Below are 19,350 nucleotides of genomic sequence, written 5' to 3'. Positions count from 1 at the left end.
ATGAAATCTCGCATCAAATTGATCATCACTTATATTATCCCCTTCGTACTTCTATTGGTTAGCGGGTTTCAACTTTTCCTACAACCTACATTTCTAAATACAAATGACACAGCTACAATGGAAGCCTTGTTGGACGGGAGCGCAAGAGAACCTATCTCAGGATTTTATTTCCAAGGTGGAGCGATCTCTCAAATGCTTCTAACTGAAAAGATCATAAAAGAGATAGAAGATCCGAGTCTTCCGAATGATTCACAACCGGAAGAGATCAAAAACAGATTAGGAAGAGTCCTACTCGGACAAAAAATGCAGATCTTCTTTTATGTATTCTTGGCGATGCTTTCTCTGACTTCTTTTCTTTCCCTTTATTTCAGAGCATTTTTCTACACATTCTTAAATAGAATCCTGTACTTTTTCGGTTTTATTCACGGACTTTTCAGTATGCCGAATATCGCTTTGGCCGCGGCAAGTTCTGGAAGAACGGAAGATCTTTTTTGGGTGATACCTGCCCTATTTTTGGCATTCGCCTGGATCATAGGTATGGTTTATCTGATATTCACAATCGGAAAACTTTTTTCAAACGATGAAGCGGACCGTTTTCATTCTCTTAAAAATCTAAGAGAAGACGAATCTGAATTTAGGTCCGAAAATAGCTGGAACTATTCTTTTGGCACCGCACTTCTTCACTTTTTAGGAATTGTGGCATTAGGAACTTTGATCGGAAATATAGTTTATATTCCACTATTCGTTCTCCAAAAAAATTATTCGGAACCTTTCGGGATTCTGATCGCAGGCGCGGTAATAGCGATTTCCGCATTTTATATCCGGAATTATCTTAAATTCGGAAGAAGTACTGATTTGAGTACTTACCAAAATTTGGCTTTGGGCATCAGTTATCTGCAGGTAAGATTTATCAGGATCGCTTTGATGATACTTTTAGTCCTGATTTTGGTGATTGTGTTTATTTTTTTCTTATTCATTCTGCTGACGATTAATTTCGGGGCCTTAGAATCCCTGTTTCCATCCATCGATAGTAGACAAAATCTCTAAAGCGTTCTTTCCCAGCCAATAACAAAGAACAATATGAGAAAAAGATAAAACAGAATAACTTAATCTGTCTAACACTCTTCTGAACGCAATAAATATGCCCAAATGGGTTATCGCCAAGGAAAGTATAAAACCTTCTCCCGCATAATGATTCAGAGTGAGATAAAAACTTAAGTAAACCGTAATGACAAAGAATCCCCAGGCTGCAAACTTCTCAAGTTTGAGATTTCTAGGATCCACTAAATATTATCCGCAGCGAGATTCTTTTTTCTGAACTTCGCAGAGAACTTTTCCGCCGGGGGAAAAAATAGTTCTAGATAAAAAATTACCTTTTTCATCAAAAACTTCGACAGACTCGGTTTGTCTGTTTGGGAAATAATAGAACCAGGTGCGGATCTTTCTCCCTTTAGAATAATAACCCGAATATTCCAATTCTCCGTCTTTGAAGTATTTCTGCCAAAAATCGGATTTTTGCCCGTTCTTATAACTGCCTTTTACTTCCAGAGTTCCTTCCGGATAGTATCTCTCGTACGGACCTTCTTCGTTTCCTTCATCGCCATTAATTTTGGCGAATTCGACTTTGATCTCGCTTCCGAATCGTTGTTTGATATAGGGTTTGCCGTCTGCAAAATACCAGATCCAGTCCCCGATTTTGGAGCCGTGTTCGTATTTTCCTTGGGAAGAAACCCCTTCTTCGGATCTAAGATAGGATTTGCATAATCCATGATAGAGTTTATTCTCATCTAAAGGACATTCAAAATACAACTTTCCATTATCATAATATATTCTGGAGAGACCCGGCTCGTTCAAAATATATGCGTTCATGTTCTTGTCGTATTTTGCACCCGGAGGAAGACCATTAGGTTTCTCAGCAGATTCACAAAAAAATGCAAAGGAGCAAATGAAGAATATTATAAATTTTGAAAATTTCATCTAGTCGATGGTGAATTTTTTGGTCACGAGAATTTCTCCATTCTCGTCTTTGATCTCTGCTTCGTATGCGCCTTCGTCATCGAAGAAAGAATCATCATAGTAAGTTTGGAATTTATCGAATCTGCGTTTAAATTCTTTTTCCTGAACGCTGATCTCTTCCTTAGATTCATCCACCTTATAGATCGTAAGTTTGATCTTATCAGGAGAGAACCAACCGCCTCTTTTATAATAAATGAAAAAGTCCTGTCCGTGAGTGAAATGATACTCTTTTTCGGAACCCATTCCGGAGACCTTGTCCGGAGTCATTTTATCTACATCCATATAGATCTCATGTTTAGAAGGCCAGAGCCACCAAACAAAGATCAATACAAAGAAGACACCGAGAATGCGGATCCATTTTTTATTTCCGTTAGAATCACGGAGTCCCGTTTGTGTGTATTCTTCTATCCTCATACCGTTGTTTAGCTTGAAAATGGGCTCTTTTTTGGGCAATTGTTTTTCCCGGCTTTCGGGCGCTTCTGAAGGACTAGAATAAGTCTCCCTTTGTTCCGGAACAGAACGAGACGGTTCAGAAGAAATAGGAGAAACCGATTCGGAAACCGCGGGCTTCTCCGAGATTTTAGGATCCGGTTTTGCATCCGGGGAAACTTCTCCCCCTAATGTTTTTTGGACAGCAGCTCCAGCTGCCTTTTTTAATAAGTCCTTCTTACCCGCCAAAAGAGTAGACCTCGTCTGTGAATTGTTGGTAGGCCTTGGTCGTTTTGTTTTTGGGCTGGTATTCGTATAAAGACTGGTTCAATAAATGTGCCTCTTCCACTGCTACAGAGGGAGGAATTTTAGATTCGAATAGACGAAGATGTTCTTCAATCATCGGAACGACCGTTTGAGACATCGTGGTCCTTTGTTGGAATAAGGTCAATAATGCTCCTAAAATTTTCAGATTAGGATTAAACCTTTTTACAGTATGATTTTTGGCTTCTAAGATCGCTTCTATCCCATCCAAAGAAAACTTAGAGATCTGTAATGGAACAATAACTCCTGTCGCGGCTACAAACGCATTCATAGTGATTAAAGAAAGACTAGGAGGGCAATCGATCACCACCCAATCAAAATCACCTTGAACTGTTTCCAAGGCTTCTTTCAAAACAAAAAAACCGTCCATTTTTCCGGAAAGAAGAACATCAATTTGCGAAAGTTTAGAAGAGGCAGGTAGTAAATTCAAACCGGGAATCCTGGTCTGAGTGATCAGTTCGCGAATTGGGACCTTCTCGCTAAAAAGTAAAAAAGAGTCCTTACCATTTTTGGTAGAAGATTCCGGGAACACGGAACTCGCATTGTTCTGGGCATCCAGGTCTATGAGTAAAACCCTTTCTCCCTTTCTGGCAAGACCTACAGCAAGATGGACAGATGTGGTAGTTTTTCCCACTCCTCCTTTTTGATTGGCTATACAAAGAGTTTGTTTCATTCAAAAATCCGTTGCCGGTACTGGTCCTCTTGGAAGAATAACTCCATAGGCCTCTAAAATTTCAAGGATAAGGATAAATTTCCGAGTCTTTTGAAGACTGAGGCAAGGGAGCCCTAATGGAATACGAAGTAATCATCGGTTTGGAAGTACACGCTCAATTAAACACGGATTCCAAAGTTTTCTCCGATAGCCCTTCTAAGTTCGGAGCAGCTCCTAATTCTCAGGTTTCCTCAGTTTGTTTGGGACTTCCCGGCTCTCTTCCTGTCTTAAACGAAGAAGCTTTGACCAAAGCAATCATGGCGGGCTTGGCATTCGGCTCTAATATTACTCTTCACACTAAGTTTGATCGAAAAAATTATTTTTATCCGGATCTTCCCAAAGGTTATCAAATTTCCCAATTCGACAGACCCATCTGCGAAGGTGGCAAAATCTCTTTTACCGTTAAGGGAGAAGACAAGCCTAGATCAGTAACCCTCACACGCATCCATATAGAAGAAGATGCCGGAAAATTAATACACTCCGCGGATCCTAAAATTCCTCAGTCTTATGTGGACTTAAACCGCGCAGGAACTCCTTTGATCGAAATCGTTTCCGAACCGGACATGCGTTCTTCCGACGAAGCATACTATTATCTTTTAGCTCTCAAGTCGGTACTTAGATATATTAGAGTTTCTGATTGTAATATGGAAGAAGGTTCCCTTCGTTGCGACGCGAACGTTTCCATTCGTCCGAAAGGTTCGGACAAATTCGGAACAAGAGTAGAGATTAAAAATTTAAACTCATTCAAAGCGGTTAAAGCTGCCATCGATTACGAAGTAGAATGGCAAAGAGATATGTATACTCAGGGAAAAACTTTCCCACAACAAACCAAACTTTGGGACTCCGCTTCTAATGTAACTCTCACAATGAGAACCAAAGAGATGAGCCATGATTATAGATATTTCCCGGATCCGGACCTTCCTCCGGTAATTCTGAGCAAAGAAACGGTAGAAAATATCCGCAAATCTCTTCCGGAACTTCCTGATGCCAGAAGAGACAGATTTGTAGAAAAATTAGGACTCCCTAAATACGATGCAGAAGTTCTAACTGCGGAAAGAGAAATTGCTGATTATTACGAAAGTGCACTCAAAGTTTCCGGAGACGCCAAAAAGACCTCCAATTGGGTCAAAGACGAAGTATTAGGAATTGTTAATAAAGAAAGTATTACTATCTCCGAATTTAAAGTTAGCCCGGAAAGAATCGGCGGCTTAGTAAAACTAATCGCGGATGGAAAAATTTCAGGTAAGATCGGCAAAACTGTCTTCGAAGAAATGCTCGGAACAGACAAAGATCCTGAAACCATCGTAACCGAAAAAAATCTGATCGTAGTTCGAGACGATAAAGAGATCGAAAGGATCGTAGACGAGGCAATCGCAGCAAACGAAGATGCTGTCCAAAAATACAAATCAGGTAAGGACAGGGCTCTAGGCGCAATCGTAGGTTATGTAATGAAAGTTTCCAAAGGAAAGGCAGACCCGAATCTAGTAAACCAGATGTTACTGGATAAATTAGGTCCTTTACCTCCTAAAGGTTGAGATTATAAGCATAGGTTACCTGCGATTAAAATTTTCAGGTAACCTAATTTCCTAAGTAGAATTATTTTTCCTTGGGAGCGGCCCAGTAATAATGCAAAAACTCCTCTTCTAACTTAAAGCCGAAACGTTCATATAAATGTCTCGCGTGGCGATTATCCGGATGAGTTTCCAATCCCATTCCTTTACCTCCGTGCTCTACAATATGATTTGCAACTTCCTTCAGGATTTTTTTAGCGGTTCCTTTTCTGCGTTCCGTTTCTCTAATATATAGATCGTTGAGTATATAATCTCTTTTTAAAGATAATGAAGAGAAGATAGGATACAGTTGTGCAAAACCTAGTAATCCTTCTCCTCCTTCCGCAACGATCAATACGGAATCCTTATGTAAAAGTCTATCTTCTAGAAACTTTTTGGCTCCAACAAGATCGGAAGTAAATCCGTAAAACTTACGGTAAAGGTCGAATAATTCCGAAAGCTCTTCTAGATCGGAACGGCTGGCAATTCTTAGGCTGATTGAATTTTCTTTTTGCATTTTTGTTTTCGAAGAGATTAAAAACAATATCCGCGTTTTAAAGTCTATTTCGATTTTCTAAATTGTATCTTCTCCCTTATCGTTTTCTTAAACTTTCATCCGCTTTCTCTTATTTTTGAAATATTTTCCGATCCATAAGTAGTGGAAATTACTTCAAGAGGGTCTTTTAGATAAGTCGGATTAGACTTAGGTGAATCGCCTTAGAGAAGCATTCTATAAAAGATAGATTTTATTATTTTTTCCCATTATGATTCGCAGGGGAAAGCCTTCGGGAAATTCTGACATTTCGATACGGAAATCCCAGGCCGGTTTTTAAGATTTCCGGCTACTCCGCTTGACGGAGGTAGGACCCAATTTCTATTATGTCCCTTGGTATGGAAGACTTCGCCCACCTTCATCTCCACACAACCTACTCTATGCTCGACGGGGCGATCCGTATCAAAGAGCTAATGCAGCATGTTAAGGAGCTCGGCATGAGTTCTGTGGCAATGACGGACCATGGAAACATGTTCGGTGCCATAGAATTTTATAACGAAGCGACCAAGGCCGGTGTAAAACCGATCATCGGATGCGAATTTTACGTTTCCCCGAACAGAAAAGCGGAAACGGAAGAATTTAAGATCGCCGACGGAAACGCATATCATCTCATCCTTCTTGCCAAAAACGAAGTAGGTTATAAAAATCTAATAAAGCTCGCGAGTAAATCTTATACCGAAGGTTTTTATAAGAAGGCAAGGATCGACTACGATCTTCTAGACAGGCATAGCGATGGCCTAGTATGCCTTACCGCTTGCCTCGCGGGAGAAGTGAACCGCAAAATTTTAGAAGGTAAGGCTCCGGAATCCTTCCAACTTGCAGGTAAACTAAACGAAATTTTTAATAAAGAAGACTTCTATCTAGAAATCCAAAACCACGGGATTCCCGAACAGGATATCGTTGCAAAAGGTGTATACGATCTCGCTCAAAAAACCGGGATCAAATTAGTAGTCACGAACGATTCTCACTTCTTGAAAAAAGACGATAAGGAAGCTCAGGACATTCTGCTTCGTATCGGAATGAGAAAAACGATCGAAGACGAGATGGAGTTCGGGTTCAACCAACACTTCTACGTAAAAAGTCCTGCGGAAATGAAGTCTCTCTTTCCGGAACTCCCTCAAGCATTTTATTCTACATTAGAAGTTCGTGATAAAGTAGATCTTAAATTAAAATTCGGCAATTATCTTTTGCCTGAATTCGCGGTTCCGGACGGTTTTGATGAATACGGCTTTATGGAAAATTTGGTTTGGGAAGGAATTCGCCAACGTTATCCTCAAGTTACTTCCGAGATCAAAGAAAGGGTAGAGTTCGAGCTAAACACGATCAAGAATATGCACTTTGCCGGTTATTTCTTGATCGTTCAGGATTATATCAACTTCGCCAAAAAAACCGGGATCCCTGTAGGTCCTGGAAGAGGATCCGCAGCAGGTTCCATCGTTGCTTACGCACTTGGAATTACGAACGTAGAACCTTTACAATTCAATCTACTCTTCGAAAGATTTTTGAACCCGGACAGAAAGGACATGCCGGATATCGATACGGACTTCTGCGTAGAACGCCGAGAAGAAGTAATCAATTATATTCGCCAAAAATACGGAGAAGATAGAGTCGGCCAGATTATCACATTCGGATCTCTAGGTGCAAAAGCGGCACTCAAAGACGTTGCCAGAGTAATGAATCTTCCTTACGAAGAATCCAACAAACTCACAAGCTATTGTCCTAGCAAACCTGGTATCACTATCGACGAAGCTCTTGCGATGTCGGGAGACTTAAAACAAGCCAGCGAAAAAGACGACTTAAACAAAAAGATATTCGCGATCGCAAAACGTTTAGAAGGAAATCATAGGCAACCGGGACGCCACGCGGCAGGTGTAGTGATTTCTCCTTTTCCTTTAGAAGAAGTGGTCCCTCTTTCCACCGTTGCGGAGAAAGAAAGACCTGGTTTTCGTTCCATCGTAACTCAGTACGAAAAAAACAATTTGGAATCCGTCGGTCTGATCAAGATGGATATCCTGGGTCTAAAAAACTTAACGACCCTAAACTATGCAATCAAACTTGTTCGAGAAAGAAGAGGAATCGAATTAGATTTAGATAAAATTCCTCTGGATAATGCCAACACTTATGCTTTATTAAGAAAAGCGAATACACTTGGGATCTTCCAGTTAGAATCCACCGGTATTACGGACCTTGTTGCTCGAAGCCAGGTTTCTAACTTTGATGAGATTGTAGCCTTGATCGCACTGTATCGCCCTGGTCCGATGGAATCAGGGATGTTAGAGGAATATTTAGAGCGTAAGAGCGGTAAAAAGCCGGTCACATATCCACATTCTTCTTGTGAACTTATTTTAAAGGAAACGTTCGGACTCACTGTTTACCAAGAGCAGGTGATGAGTATCTCCCGAGTTGTGGGCGGATACACTATGGGCGAATCGGACATGCTCCGAAAAGCTATGGCTAAAAAGAAAAAAGAACTCATGGATCCGTTACGGATTAAGTTCATCGAAGGTGCCCAAAAACAAGGCCACGCAAAAAAATTTGCAGAAGAACTTTTCGATCAGTTGGAAAAATTCGGAGGATACGGATTCAATAAGTCCCACTCCGTTGCTTACGCGTTAGTCACTTATCAAACCGCTTACATGAAGGCCAATTATCCGACGGAATATATGGCCGCATTGCTTGCGGGAGATCATTCCAAAACGACGGATATTACAAAGTACATTAATAACGCTCGAGAAATGGGGATCAGTGTTTTGACTCCGGATGTAAACGAGTCCGACGTATCTTTCTCCGTAATCGATGATCAAACCATTCGATTCGGTATCTCCGCAATGAAAGGTGTGGGAGAAGGCGCAGCAGAAAATATCATCCAAGCCAGAAAGAAACTCGGAGGTTTCAAAGAAATCACCGAGTTCATGACTAATATAGACACTAGAGTCTTGAACAAGAAGATACTCGAAGCGTTAGTGCAAGGTGGTGCCTTAGATTCTTTCGGTTATACTCGAAAATGTTTATTCGAATCCATGGATAGTTTAGTTTCTTTCGCACAAAAAGAACAGGAAAGATCCAGAGAAGGCCAATTCTCTCTTTTTGGAGATAGTGGACTTACTTACGAATTAAAACTTCCTAAAGACGCAGACGAATGGGAAATGGAAGATAAGCTAAGGAGAGAAAAATCCGTCACTGGGCTTTTCCTTTCCGGACATCCTTTAGATAAATACCAAGGCCATTTAAAAAGCCTGAACTCGATTCCGATCGAAACATTAGACAATATCAAAGCAGGCAATAAGGTAGAAGTAGTAGGAATCCTTACTTCTTTAAAGATCAAGTTCACCAAGAAAAAAGAAGAATTTGTAAACTTCAAACTGGAAGATCGCACTGGAGAAATAGAATGTGTGGCCTTCCCTAAAGTGTACCAAAGATTTAAGGAACTTATAAAAGAAGATCAGGCGGTATTTCTAAAAGGAGATCTGGACAGGATAGAAGCTGGAGAATCCGAGCTCAGAGGACAGATCAAAGTAAACAGTTTTGAGATCTTGAACGACGCCACCATCGAAGACAAAATGGAAAAGGCACTTCATATCAAACTCGGAGACCGACACAGAAAAATGCCGGATATTATTGGCCAACTCCACACATTACTTGCTGCCTACCAAGGAAATTCCCAAGTATATTTCCATCTAATCTCCGGCGACGAAGAGAAAAAAGTAATCCGCGCACATAATCATTACTCAGTACAGCCAAATCCTGAATTGATGAATCGATTGGTTACATTATTAGGAGAAGAAACTGTATACGAAAGTTTCGGAGACAATATCAGAGTCTATGGAACGAACGGAACCAAACAAGCGGTTAAGATCTAAATTCCTTTATAGGATCAGTTCAGAAGATTGGAAAAATAGAGTTTAAAATCTATCTTCTTAAAGTTACTAAGCTAGCAGATACTCTTCCAGCGCCGCTCGGATCCACTTTTAAATTCCCACCGGAATGGCTTAACAAATCTCTAGAAAAACGACTCCAATCCCCTTCTACTAAACTTGCTCCTTCCACTTGTAATTCTAAAGTTTTGACAGTAGGATTTCTAAAACTAATTTTCAGATCTTCCACATGATTCGTAACCGATTCAGAAGTTTCGGAAACGATCTCTCCTAAAACTAAAAGAAGAAGGTTTGCTTCTTTCACATCCAGCTGATAATGTTTTGCTACGGGGTCCAAATTGGGGAGAGCCTTATATTTGGAAACGATACGGTTTAGATAATCTTCCATCACTTCTCCGATAGAAACACTTTGTATATGTTCCGCATCTTGGGAGACTGCATGAACGGAAGAAAGAGCCAATATTCTTCTTTCTAAGATCTGCAAAACGTTCCTAGTTTCCATAGAATGTTCCGAATCTTTCAGAAAGGAAACCATCTCTAAGATAACTTGCATATTATTCCTGACTCGGTGAGAGAGCTCTTTTAAAAGAACATCCTTATCCAAAATCAATTTGTCCATATTCGCACCTATTAAAACAGCGAATAACGTAAGAACACAAAGAGATGCGATCGAATCAGTATAGATCTCATTTCCACTAGTTCCGATCGGAACACCCGTCTTCCAGAATAAAAGACCTAAACAATAAAACATTGATAGGACCGCCATCTTACGATTGAAAAAGTATAGCTGGAAAAAAACTAAAACCGGAAACCAAACTGCAGCGCTCTTAACACCGGGACCATAAACTACCCCGAGTCCCAAAGCTAAAGCGAAAAGAAAAGAAGAAAGATAGACAGCTTCTTTATATCTGGACTTATAAAGTAAAAAACAACAAAGGATAGAAGTGATCCCAGCAATAGTATATCCGGGTCTGAATGTATGATTGCCGATTAAATTCTCGAAGCCCAATATCCCTGCAGACATCAAACCGACGACTATAGCGATCCCTAAAAGATATTTTTTGCGAGGTAAACCTGGGATATCTGCGACTTCAAACATAAGGGCACCTATTTTCCGAAAGAGCGGATAGATGACCTATTGGACGGTTAACGGATGCGGTTTACGTAGAAGGTGAAAGTTTTTTCGGTAAGGTTTTGACGAAAGTCCCAGGCAAGAACCTTGATCACATTCTCTCCATTTCGGAAATCCAGATTACCTACCAAATATTGGTCCTTATAATAAAGGTCTGCAAATGGGAACCCTTCCGAGTTTTTCCATTCTCCTTTTTCGTAATGTAGATTGGAAAAGCTGGCCTTCTTCAATAATTGTCCATTCAAGGAAACTTGGATCTGAGAAACACCTCTTCTTTGGCCCGATTTTTTTCCCGCATCTTGGATACCGACAGTCACGGGAAAGGCCTTAGAAATATTGATATTGTCCCCATCATTCACCTGGCTGTATTTATATTCGTCCTGATGAATAAGTAGATTTCCGATCACTGGAGGATTCTCATCTTCTACGATAGGCAAAACCTTCATAGGATCTTGGATGATCTTTCCAAAGTCTTTCAGTAAAACAAAGTGTAGGTGGGCACCGCTTGAGTGTCCGGTATTTCCGGTATAGGCGATTTTTTCTCCGCCTGCGACTAGACGTTCTTCTAAAAGTCCCGGGAGCCGACCGTCTTTCAAATGGTAATAGGAAGAATAGGTCCCATTTCCGTGATCGAGCCAAACAGAGTTGCCTGTCCCGAATTCTTCCCCAAAAGGATCATCTTCGCCAAACCGCGAATAGAGGATCTTGCCCTCTGCCATCGCCAAAACAGGTTCTCCCGTAGATGCAATGTCCATTCCGTTATGAAAATGGTCCCCCCGAGATTCTCCGAATACGGAGGTAACCTTATTCTCGATTCCGTCGGTTTTCACCGGGAAAAGAAAATTTATTACTTTATCGTTTTGCGCAAAGGTGCTTAGATGGAACGCGGCCAAGATAATTCCGAGGGATAAACTACGTCTCATATCGTTGGCTCTCAGGTGCAAGGTTACATAAAGAATGAATTTGTCAAAGGATAAAACCCTCGACCTAGTTACCCGTTGCGGGGAAGGAGACGAGGCCGCTCTCAAGTTGTTCTTCGAGTCCTATTCCGAAGATATTTACAATTTTCCGATGAAGATCTTTCACCTAAGTGAAGATGATGCCGGAGATTTCTTCTTATACGCGTTCGAAAGACTGAAAACCGGAGCTAGATTTTCCAGCTTCAAAGGTAAATCAAGTTTTAGAACATGGTTTTACTCAGTTCTACGTAATATGCTCATCGATTGGCAAAGAACCAAACGAGAGCTAAAGATGACCAACCTTGGAAAGATCAACAAGGAAGGAAAAGAATACGCCACTATTGAAGACGAGCCGGATCTTCGCCCAGATTTGGTGGAAGAGGCGCAAGAGCTTACCAAACATTTCCACCAAGTGTTGGGAGAGATAGGCGTAGAGAAGAGAGTAATTTTCAAACTTTCTTATATATACTACCTCAACCTAGACGAGGAAGAGATCCAATTCCTGATCGAAAAAACGAATCTGGGTGTAGACGAAATAAAAAAGAAAATTTTAGGCCTTCGCTCTGAACTTTCTAAGCGGGAAGAAGAGAATATTCGTATGGAAGACAAGATTACGTCTCTATATTTAAATATTCTGGAGCTGAAAGAAAAACAAACCGTAACTGTTAAGAAAGCCCCCTTACTCCCTCAAGAAATAGATAAAACTTCCCAAGCGTTAAAGAAGAAATACGAACAACGGAAAAAACTCTTAGAAAAGCGCAAAAAAGGCCATTTCTTAGCGAGGACTCCTTACAGAGAGGTTGCTGACCTTTTAGGGATAACCGAGGGAAATGTGAGCGTTACATTACTCAGATTGATCGAAAAAATACAAAAAAAACTCAAATTTTCCGAATTGTCTGAGTAGAAAGAATCGTCTTAAAACCTATTGGAGAATCTTACTCAAATGGAATCCAACCGCGAAAACTCGGTGCCAGAAATAATCCAGTCACTATTTGAAGGGAAACCTGAAGTGTTGACTAAACTAGAAAAAGACACCGAATTACAAAACGAACTTATTAGAATGGAAGAAGCACTCCAGGCTAGTCTAAAAACTGCCGGCGAGTCCTACTTCGATTCAGCTTCACGTACACATTCTTTCCAATCCTTCCAGGAGGATTTGGATCTGAATAAGGCCGAACTAAACGAAGGCTGGCAGGTTAAACCTTTTCCTGAATATCTGAAAAGATATGTGGAAATGGAATTAGCCCGTAAGGCACAAGGAAAAGAATCTATCGTAGTTAAATTAGGAAAATCCGGAGCACAACTTTTCGGAAGCCTAATCGAAACTCTTCAAATCAACACTCGTGTAGATTACGCGCCTGCTATGCGTTCCGCAGTAGCAAAATCGCCTTCTTCTTCCGAGTTCATCGTATTTGAAGAAAAAATGGATAAGGACTGCAAGTTCACTTACCAAGTCGTACAAGAAACCGACGAAACCGCTTACTTAAGTGTCAAAATCGAATGTCCAAGACCGGAAGATTTCCAAAGAGTAAATCTTTCTAAGGACGGAAGATTTATACTTTCCAACCAATTCAACTCCGAAGGGATCACTAATTTCTCCGGATTGAGAGAAGGAAAGTACACAGTAGAGTTTCAGGGAAAAGACTTGTCTAAATCCATAGATCTCTTTATCCTTTTGGATTAAGAGCGTTGTAACCAGTTTCCTTCCTGACTCTTATGTCACGGCGAGGAAACTTCTTAGGCGCAGTTTTTAGATCCAATGCTGAACCTAATCATAGACAGAGTCGGTGCCGTAAACGTATTCAATATTCTAGATAGTTCCGGCAGTGGATCAGAGTCACATCTTCAATCCACTATGGACGAAGATTTAATTCTAGAATATATTAAGGAAATCGAAAACTTAGTTCGAGTTTCCGTTGCGATCCACCAAAAATCAGGGCATACCCCAACTCTAGAAACGGACATTCTTCATGATCTAAAGATCCTGGGAGAAACTTTTTACGATCAATTCTTCCCTGCGGCCATCCAGGAAAAACTCAGACTTACTACTGAAAAATATCTTCATTTTAATATAGATCCTAAATTAGGAGTGATCCCGTGGGAACTCCTACATGACGGCACTTGTTTTCTCTCAGATAAATTTTACATAGGAAAAACTGTAAGAGGAGAATCCTCTAGCGGCGCCTTTAAAGAAAAAGAGAAGCTCCGAATGCTCATCATCGCAGATCCAACTGAGGATCTAGAATGGGCTCAGAAAGAAGGAGAACAGATCTTTAGGGTTCTAAGCGAGAAGGTACCAAGTTCCAGATTAGAGATCGAATTCATAGGCGGACGCCAAGTTACTAAATTAAAACTTCTTTCTCTTATCAAAGGAAAGAATATCATCCATTACTCAGGACATCTTTACTTCTCCGATGATCCTTTGGAAAACGGATGGTTGATCTCAGAAGGAAAGATCCTAAAAGCAAGAGAGATCAAAAACTCAGGATTTAATACCGATATGGTGTTCTCCAACTCTTGCCAATCCAATAAGAGTGCTACCAGAAATCTGAATGCAGATCTGATGAATAATTTTGCCGGATCCTTTTTGATGTCCGGGATCAAAAGTTTTATAGGCACTAACTGGGAAATCGCAGACAATCAAAATACGATCGATTTCACGATCCAATTTTATACGAACTTATTCGCTGATAAAAGTATAGGCGAGTCCCTGTATCTAGCAAAGGAACATGCCAGAAGAAATTACGATCCAAGCGATCTTACTTGGACCAATTACAGTCTGCATGGGCAGCCAATCATCAGAGTGGTTTCCGATCCTACAAAAGGAAAACCTGTCCATAAGATCATTAACCCTTCTTTAATATTCAAATTTTATCCAAATCCGATAGCAGCTTCTTATTACAAGTTCACTGAAAAACAGAAAGAAGAATCACTTACTTCCTATCAATTGATGGAACATTTGATCTTTGCATTTGAAGAATTTTCCAAAGTGATCGGCGGGATTTTATTTAGTGATCATCAAAATCATTCTTTGGGAAAATATATCCCGAATAATCCGGACGACGCATATAATACAGAGAGATGGTGGGAACTGATGTTCCAATGCCTCCATGATTTCAGAAAATTAGAAATCACACCTGTTGTAACGGATCTACCTGAAATACTTTTTGCGAACAAGGATACAATCTCCAAGATGATCCAATGGATCGATCTGTATTCCAAGGGACAGATCCAACCAGAATCCGCGGACGGATATTTGATCACCTTCCAGTATTATTTCGAAAATCTTCTTACAGAATTAGAAGAATTGGAGAGGATCAGTATCTTCTTAGTTTCTACAAACTCGAATAATCATCTATTCTTCCGTGGAATAAAATCCGAATCTTCTTTAGTTGCTGCTCCGATGATCAAACAGGATTTTATTGGAGAGCAGATCGAAAAGTATAGAGGAAAGGTAATCGTTTTCCACGAAGATAGAATGCAGATCTTCCCTCTGAACTGTAATATAGTAGAAAATCCTGAAACCAAAGAATTGGAACTCTCTTTCTTAGGATTTCTTCCTTCTAAGCCCGGGAATCTGCCTCACGGCGGTTTATAAGTGGGGCTTTGCCAACCTTCTGCAGATGTTCCGTTTTCTTGCGGAGCCTGCTGCGGCTTATTCAATCTAGAATTAAAACCGGATCAATTCAGAACCCTCTTAAAGGAAAGAACTAAAAACTTCAAAGAGTCAGTGGACTTCTCCAAACCTTATACGATGGCTGAATTCAGAAAGGTAAGAGAAGAAGCGGAAAAAAATTACGTAAAGAAAGACCCACTCACCTATAACTGTCCTTTTTTAGGAATGCTTACCGAAGAAATAAATGGAGTCTCTCAAGAGATCAAGGTCAGAAGTAGAATCGGATGTATGATCCATCCTGTTTATACAGGCGATCCGCGTAGTCAGAATTATTCCTTTTACGGAGCATCTATCTGCCAGGCTTACGATTGCAGAAACAAAGAAAGAAATTTTGCAGATGAATGGGAGAAGGTATTCTCCGAATTTGCAGACGATTCTTTTTCTTATTCTTCTCTTTCTTCGGATTATAGAACTATAGATCTGATAGAAGGTTACTTGACCGAAAAAGGAATTCCTTCTTCCGAATGGTTTACAAATTCAAAGGAGATCATTCTGAAAATCCTGAAAATCAAATTCGACCAAAATATCTCTTTATGGAACACTTCTTTCGAATTGGATATGGAAAGCCCTCCTCCAATCTCATGGACGGAAAGGTTGGCAAAATGGTTGGGCCTGGAATCGGACGATCCCAGGCTTTAAAATTTTAAAAATCGATTTGGATTGGTGAGGAAGGTTAAAAACGAAATAGAGTAAGATCTTAGCCGGCAGAACCGTTAGAATTTTTCTTACCGAATTCTTTTTTTGCTTCTTCTACTTTAGAGTTTACTTGGCCAGCAAGACCTTCCACGGAACGTAATGCGTCTTCGATGTACTTTCTAAGATTATTTGCAACTTCACTCTGGTCTTGAGAACCTTTTGCGGAGAGCTCTTTAAATTCTTTTTCCACTTTTAAAAGAATACTGTCCGCCTGTTCCCTCAGGGTTTTTGCCGCTCCGATCGCGAAATTCAGTGCTTCTTTGATTTCCTTTTCCATGCTTTTGATCCTATGTATTGTATGATGATTATGCGCCGCACAACGGTTTGTCAACAACTTACCGAAACGAAGAAGGCATAAAAAAGGAGTAAGGGGGAAATCCCGCTTACTCCTTTTAACAAGATTCTGACTCTTCTCTCGATTAGCCGATTTGAGGTCCGAAAGCTGTGAAGTCGAAGTCTTTGGAACCTTCTACATATTTTTTGAAGTTCTCAATAAACATGCCTGCAAGTTTTTTAGAAGACTCATCGTAAGCAGCCTTATCAGCCCAAGCCCCACGAGGATCCAGAATAGCGCTATCCACACCTTCTACGGTTTTAGGATATTCCACTTGGAAGATGGGATGTTTAATAAATTCAGCCTTGTCGATGTTTCCATTCATGATCTCGTCGATAATTTTACGAGTAGAAGGAAGATTCATCCTCTTACCAGTTCCGTAAGCTCCACCAACAAGTCCTGTATTCATCATATATGCGCGAACATTGTGCTTACGCATCTTCTCTCCCAACAACTTAGCATAAACAGTCGGGTGAAGTGTCATGAACGCAGCTCCGAAACAAGCGGAGAAGGTTGCAGTAGGCTCTTTAACACCTCTTTCAGTTCCTGCAACTTTCGCAGTGTAACCGGAAAGGAAGTGATACATCGCTTGTTCGATTGACAGACGAGAAACAGGAGGAAGAACTCCGAATGCATCGTAAGTCAAGAAGATGATCACTTTAGGATGGCCACCTTTGGAAGGAACTTGGATGTTTTTGATATGGTAGATCGGGTAGGAAACTCTGGTGTTCTCGGTTTTAGCAGCGGAAGTGTAATCTACAACTTTCGTTTTCTCGTCGTAAACGACGTTCTCTAAAAGAGCATCTCTTTTGATTGCTTCGAAAATTTCAGGCTCCGTCTTAGGATCCAGGTTGATCACTTTCGCGTAACAACCGCCTTCGATATTGAAAATTCCGTTATCGTCCCAACCATGCTCATCGTCTCCGATCAGTTTGCGGTTCGGGTCAGTGGAAAGAGTAGTTTTACCAGTTCCGGAAAGTCCGAAGAACAGAGCAGTGTCTCCATCTTTGTTTCCGATATTCGCGGAACAATGCATAGAAACGATTCCCTGTAATGGCAACTTATAGTTCATTACGGAGAAGATACCCTTCTTCATTTCTCCGCCGTATTCGGTTCCACCGATAATACAAAGTTTTTTTGCAAGGTTGAAGATCACGAATACTTCGGAGTTCAGGCCATGCTCTTTGTATTTTTCGTTCTTCACTCCGCAAGCGTTGATAATAGTAAATTCAGGAAGAAGATTAGCCAACTCTTCCTTGCTAGGGCGAAGGAACATGTTGGTACAGAAATGATGTTGCCAAGCTTTTTCGGAAACTACACGAAGACCAATTCTAGTCTCAGGGTTTGCTCCTGCGTATCCGTCGAATACGTAGAGTTTTTTTCCGCTCAGGTAGTTTACACATTTCTGATAAAGCTCTTCGAAAACTGCTTCGGAAGCTTTAAAGTTAATATGAGACCACCAGATATTCTTGTTAGAAGAAGGTTCGTCTACGAAGTATTTATCTTTTGGAGAACGTCCGGTAAAAATACCGGTATCCACCATCATGGTTCCGTTGGAAGAAAGGACGGTTTCCCCGTTATTCTTTTCGTGTTCGAAAATTTCGTCGTATGAAAGGTTATGGAAGACTTCGGAGGGCTCTATACCGAGCTCCTTCAGTCCCTTCACTTGCGCTTGGGCCTGCATTTGGCTCTCCTTATTGAGATCGTATTTCAATTTTTTTTCGGTAGAAGATACCGTCAATTCGGAACCGGGTCGAATTTGGAGGCAATTCCTAAATCCGACCCGCATTCTGTCTCTTTAGAGACCGGTTATTGTTGCTGTTGTTGCTGATCTTGGAAGTCTTTACGATTTCCAAAATCATCCCCTTTGCTCTCGTTTCTATCGCCTCTGTCTTGGTAATTGCCGCGGTTCTGGTTTTTGTTTTGGTAATCTTTACGGTTACCTCTTTCCTCGTTTCCTCGGTCCCCACGATCGTATCTGTTTCCACGATCTTCTCCGCCACGATCACCTTTACCGCGATTTTCTTTCTCAGGGGCACGTTCACCTTTATCAAAGCTTCCGCCGCCGCCATTTCCGTTGGCTTTAGTGAAGATCATTTTTCCGGCAGCAGTTTGGATGATAGAAGTTACAGTAACCTTCACTTCTTTTCCAACTAGATGTCCACCGTTCTCTATCACTACCATGGTTCCGTCTTCTAGATAACCGATACCCTGGTTTTCGTCCTTTCCTTCTTTGATGACTTGGATAGCCAACTCTTCACCAGGAAGAACAACAGGTTTTAATGCGTTTGCCAAGGTGTTCAGATTAAGGACTTTTACTCCTTGGAGTTCCGCAACCTTGTTCAGGTTGAAGTCGTTGGTTACGATTTTTCCACCGGTGTCTCTAGCAAGTTTGATTAACTTAGCGTCCACTTCTCTCGTGTCGGAATAATCTTTGTACGTGATCTTAACTTCGATGGAACCCTTTCTTTGGAGTTTGTTCAACATCTCCAAACCACGGCGTCCTCTTGCTCTTTTGATCGGATCAGAAGAGTCACTGATCAACTGGATCTCTCTTAATACGAAGTTAGGTAGAATGAGAGGCCCATCGATAAAATGTGTATCAGCAATATCTAATATTCTTCCGTCGATAACAACAGAAGTATCCAAAATTTTGTCTCTGACTTCATCTTTACCGATAGAAGCTACGCCGAATGGATCTACTAGAGAAGTAGGTCCGCCGCCGCCACCTCCGAATACGGAAAGGCCAGGTTCTTTTGCAAATGACTTACCCGCTCTAGCTCCGAAAAGACCTAAGATCAGGTACAATGCAAGATTCAATTCCTCAAAACGAATAATCGTTCCAATAAACCAAGCGAGTGCGAATCCCAATAGAGCTCCGACTCCTACACAAAAAATAACGTCTCCGCGAAGTTTTGGAAATAGTTTAGTTTCACCGAACAAAAGTACGAGAGAAATAACGAGTACAAGCCCAGCACTGGAGCCTGAAAATACAAACTCTTGGGTTTGTTTTTGCGTTACAAAGAACGACACTAAGGAGAGTAGGACGGCCGTTAGACCTTTATAAAAATACGCCATAACTCAAATCCTTTAA

The 19,350-nt window shown here is 40.9% G+C and carries 17 protein-coding genes; 7 read left to right on the top strand and 10 right to left on the bottom strand.

Features of this window, described 5'->3' with window-relative positions:
• A complete protein-coding gene (locus CH365_RS03165; protein ID WP_100767162.1) occupies positions 1 to 1,047 on the top strand; it encodes an LIC_10230 family protein in 1,047 nt (348 codons plus the stop codon).
• On the opposite strand, the gene CH365_RS03160 is transcribed toward CH365_RS03165, so the two are convergent.
• The 4 genes from CH365_RS03160 to CH365_RS03145 are packed head-to-tail and all read right to left on the bottom strand — an operon-like array spanning position 1,003 to position 3,442.
• Positions 1,003 to 1,284: a hypothetical protein gene (locus CH365_RS03160; RefSeq protein WP_100767161.1), complete on the bottom strand. Its 282-nt coding sequence runs from the start codon at positions 1,282 to 1,284 to the stop codon at positions 1,003 to 1,005. The two genes, CH365_RS03165 and CH365_RS03160, sit on opposite strands and share 45 nt — an antisense overlap.
• Before the next feature lie 6 nt (positions 1,285 to 1,290).
• On the bottom strand, positions 1,291 to 1,977 hold the full coding sequence (locus CH365_RS03155) for a toxin-antitoxin system YwqK family antitoxin (RefSeq protein WP_100767160.1): 687 nt from the start codon (positions 1,975 to 1,977) through the stop codon (positions 1,291 to 1,293).
• Entirely contained in the window at positions 1,978 to 2,694 is a 717-nt protein-coding gene (locus CH365_RS03150) for a hypothetical protein (RefSeq protein WP_100767159.1), read from the bottom strand.
• Entirely contained in the window at positions 2,684 to 3,442 is a 759-nt protein-coding gene (locus tag CH365_RS03145; RefSeq protein WP_100767158.1) for a ParA family protein, read from the bottom strand. The genes CH365_RS03150 and CH365_RS03145 overlap by 11 nt, the downstream gene beginning before the upstream one ends.
• A gap of 116 nt (positions 3,443 to 3,558) precedes the next feature.
• On the opposite strand from CH365_RS03145, the gene gatB reads away from it, so the two are divergent.
• Positions 3,559 to 5,016, top strand: a complete 1,458-nt coding sequence (gene gatB, locus CH365_RS03140) for an Asp-tRNA(Asn)/Glu-tRNA(Gln) amidotransferase subunit GatB (protein ID WP_100767157.1) — start codon at positions 3,559 to 3,561, stop codon at positions 5,014 to 5,016.
• Between the two features lie 61 nt (positions 5,017 to 5,077).
• Here the strand turns inward: gatB and CH365_RS03135 are convergent, their stop codons facing one another.
• Positions 5,078 to 5,548 (bottom strand): GNAT family N-acetyltransferase, encoded by a 471-nt coding sequence (locus CH365_RS03135; protein ID WP_100767156.1) that lies wholly within the window; start codon positions 5,546 to 5,548, stop codon positions 5,078 to 5,080.
• Positions 5,549 to 5,922: 374 nt separating this feature from the next.
• Between CH365_RS03135 and dnaE the strand changes: the two genes are divergently transcribed.
• The gene (dnaE, locus tag CH365_RS03130) at positions 5,923 to 9,444 is read left to right on the top strand and encodes a DNA polymerase III subunit alpha (RefSeq protein ID WP_208861159.1); all 3,522 of its coding nucleotides are present in this window, start codon (positions 5,923 to 5,925) and stop codon (positions 9,442 to 9,444) included.
• Between the two features lie 49 nt (positions 9,445 to 9,493).
• On the opposite strand, the gene CH365_RS03125 is transcribed toward dnaE, so the two are convergent.
• Positions 9,494 to 10,558 carry a histidine kinase dimerization/phosphoacceptor domain -containing protein gene (locus CH365_RS03125; RefSeq protein ID WP_100767154.1) on the bottom strand — a complete coding sequence of 355 codons (1,065 nt, stop codon included), beginning with the start codon at positions 10,556 to 10,558 and terminating at the stop codon, positions 9,494 to 9,496.
• A 47-nt stretch (positions 10,559 to 10,605) separates the two neighbouring features.
• On the bottom strand, positions 10,606 to 11,514 hold the full coding sequence (locus CH365_RS03120; protein ID WP_165782566.1) for a M23 family metallopeptidase: 909 nt from the start codon (positions 11,512 to 11,514) through the stop codon (positions 10,606 to 10,608).
• A gap of 34 nt (positions 11,515 to 11,548) precedes the next feature.
• Here CH365_RS03120 and CH365_RS03115 point away from each other — a divergent pair, with 34 nt between their 5' ends.
• The 4 genes from CH365_RS03115 to CH365_RS03100 all read left to right on the top strand — a co-directional run bounded on the left by CH365_RS03115 (position 11,549) and on the right by CH365_RS03100 (position 15,865).
• A complete protein-coding gene (locus CH365_RS03115) occupies positions 11,549 to 12,454 on the top strand; it encodes an RNA polymerase sigma factor (RefSeq protein ID WP_100767152.1) in 906 nt (301 codons plus the stop codon).
• A gap of 39 nt (positions 12,455 to 12,493) precedes the next feature.
• A complete protein-coding gene (locus CH365_RS03110) occupies positions 12,494 to 13,234 on the top strand; it encodes a hypothetical protein (RefSeq protein WP_100767151.1) in 741 nt (246 codons plus the stop codon).
• 75 nt (positions 13,235 to 13,309) lie between these two features.
• Positions 13,310 to 15,148, top strand: coding sequence for a CHAT domain-containing protein (locus CH365_RS03105; RefSeq protein WP_100767150.1), 1,839 nt, complete (start codon positions 13,310 to 13,312; stop codon positions 15,146 to 15,148).
• Complete coding sequence (locus CH365_RS03100) at positions 15,149 to 15,865, top strand: hypothetical protein (protein WP_100767149.1); 717 nt, start codon at positions 15,149 to 15,151, stop codon at positions 15,863 to 15,865.
• A 58-nt stretch (positions 15,866 to 15,923) separates the two neighbouring features.
• On the opposite strand, the gene CH365_RS03095 is transcribed toward CH365_RS03100, so the two are convergent.
• The 3 genes from CH365_RS03095 to CH365_RS03085 form a co-directional block, all read right to left on the bottom strand.
• A complete protein-coding gene (locus CH365_RS03095; RefSeq protein ID WP_100767148.1) occupies positions 15,924 to 16,199 on the bottom strand; it encodes a phasin-related domain-containing protein in 276 nt (91 codons plus the stop codon).
• A gap of 142 nt (positions 16,200 to 16,341) precedes the next feature.
• Complete coding sequence (gene pckA, locus CH365_RS03090; RefSeq protein ID WP_100767460.1) at positions 16,342 to 17,940, bottom strand: phosphoenolpyruvate carboxykinase (ATP); 1,599 nt, start codon at positions 17,938 to 17,940, stop codon at positions 16,342 to 16,344.
• A 125-nt stretch (positions 17,941 to 18,065) separates the two neighbouring features.
• Positions 18,066 to 19,334: a PIN/TRAM domain-containing protein gene (locus CH365_RS03085; protein ID WP_100767147.1), complete on the bottom strand. Its 1,269-nt coding sequence runs from the start codon at positions 19,332 to 19,334 to the stop codon at positions 18,066 to 18,068.
• Between the last annotated feature and the right edge of the window lie 16 nt (positions 19,335 to 19,350).

The organism is Leptospira neocaledonica (genome assembly GCF_002812205.1).
Lineage (GTDB): Bacteria > Spirochaetota > Leptospiria > Leptospirales > Leptospiraceae > Leptospira_B > Leptospira_B neocaledonica.
Note: the sequence above shows the minus strand (reverse complement) of the source record. Positions and strands in the feature narration are given on the sequence as shown.

Coding starts and splice junctions, on each gene's coding strand:
- dnaE (WP_208861159.1), top strand. CDS start 5,923: ATGGAAGACTTCGCCCACCTTCATCTCCACACAACCTACTCTATGCTC.
- CH365_RS03105 (WP_100767150.1), top strand. CDS start 13,310: ATGCTGAACCTAATCATAGACAGAGTCGGTGCCGTAAACGTATTCAAT.
- CH365_RS03125 (WP_100767154.1), bottom strand. CDS start 10,558: ATGTTTGAAGTCGCAGATATCCCAGGTTTACCTCGCAAAAAATATCTT.
- pckA (WP_100767460.1), bottom strand. CDS start 17,940: ATGCAGGCCCAAGCGCAAGTGAAGGGACTGAAGGAGCTCGGTATAGAG.
- CH365_RS03145 (WP_100767158.1), bottom strand. CDS start 3,442: ATGAAACAAACTCTTTGTATAGCCAATCAAAAAGGAGGAGTGGGAAAA.
- CH365_RS03165 (WP_100767162.1), top strand. CDS start 1: ATGAAATCTCGCATCAAATTGATCATCACTTATATTATCCCCTTCGTA.
- CH365_RS03085 (WP_100767147.1), bottom strand. CDS start 19,334: ATGGCGTATTTTTATAAAGGTCTAACGGCCGTCCTACTCTCCTTAGTG.
- CH365_RS03095 (WP_100767148.1), bottom strand. CDS start 16,199: ATGGAAAAGGAAATCAAAGAAGCACTGAATTTCGCGATCGGAGCGGCA.
- CH365_RS03120 (WP_165782566.1), bottom strand. CDS start 11,514: ATGAGACGTAGTTTATCCCTCGGAATTATCTTGGCCGCGTTCCATCTA.
- gatB (WP_100767157.1), top strand. CDS start 3,559: ATGGAATACGAAGTAATCATCGGTTTGGAAGTACACGCTCAATTAAAC.
- CH365_RS03115 (WP_100767152.1), top strand. CDS start 11,549: ATGAATTTGTCAAAGGATAAAACCCTCGACCTAGTTACCCGTTGCGGG.
- CH365_RS03110 (WP_100767151.1), top strand. CDS start 12,494: ATGGAATCCAACCGCGAAAACTCGGTGCCAGAAATAATCCAGTCACTA.
- CH365_RS03135 (WP_100767156.1), bottom strand. CDS start 5,548: ATGCAAAAAGAAAATTCAATCAGCCTAAGAATTGCCAGCCGTTCCGAT.
- CH365_RS03155 (WP_100767160.1), bottom strand. CDS start 1,977: ATGAAATTTTCAAAATTTATAATATTCTTCATTTGCTCCTTTGCATTT.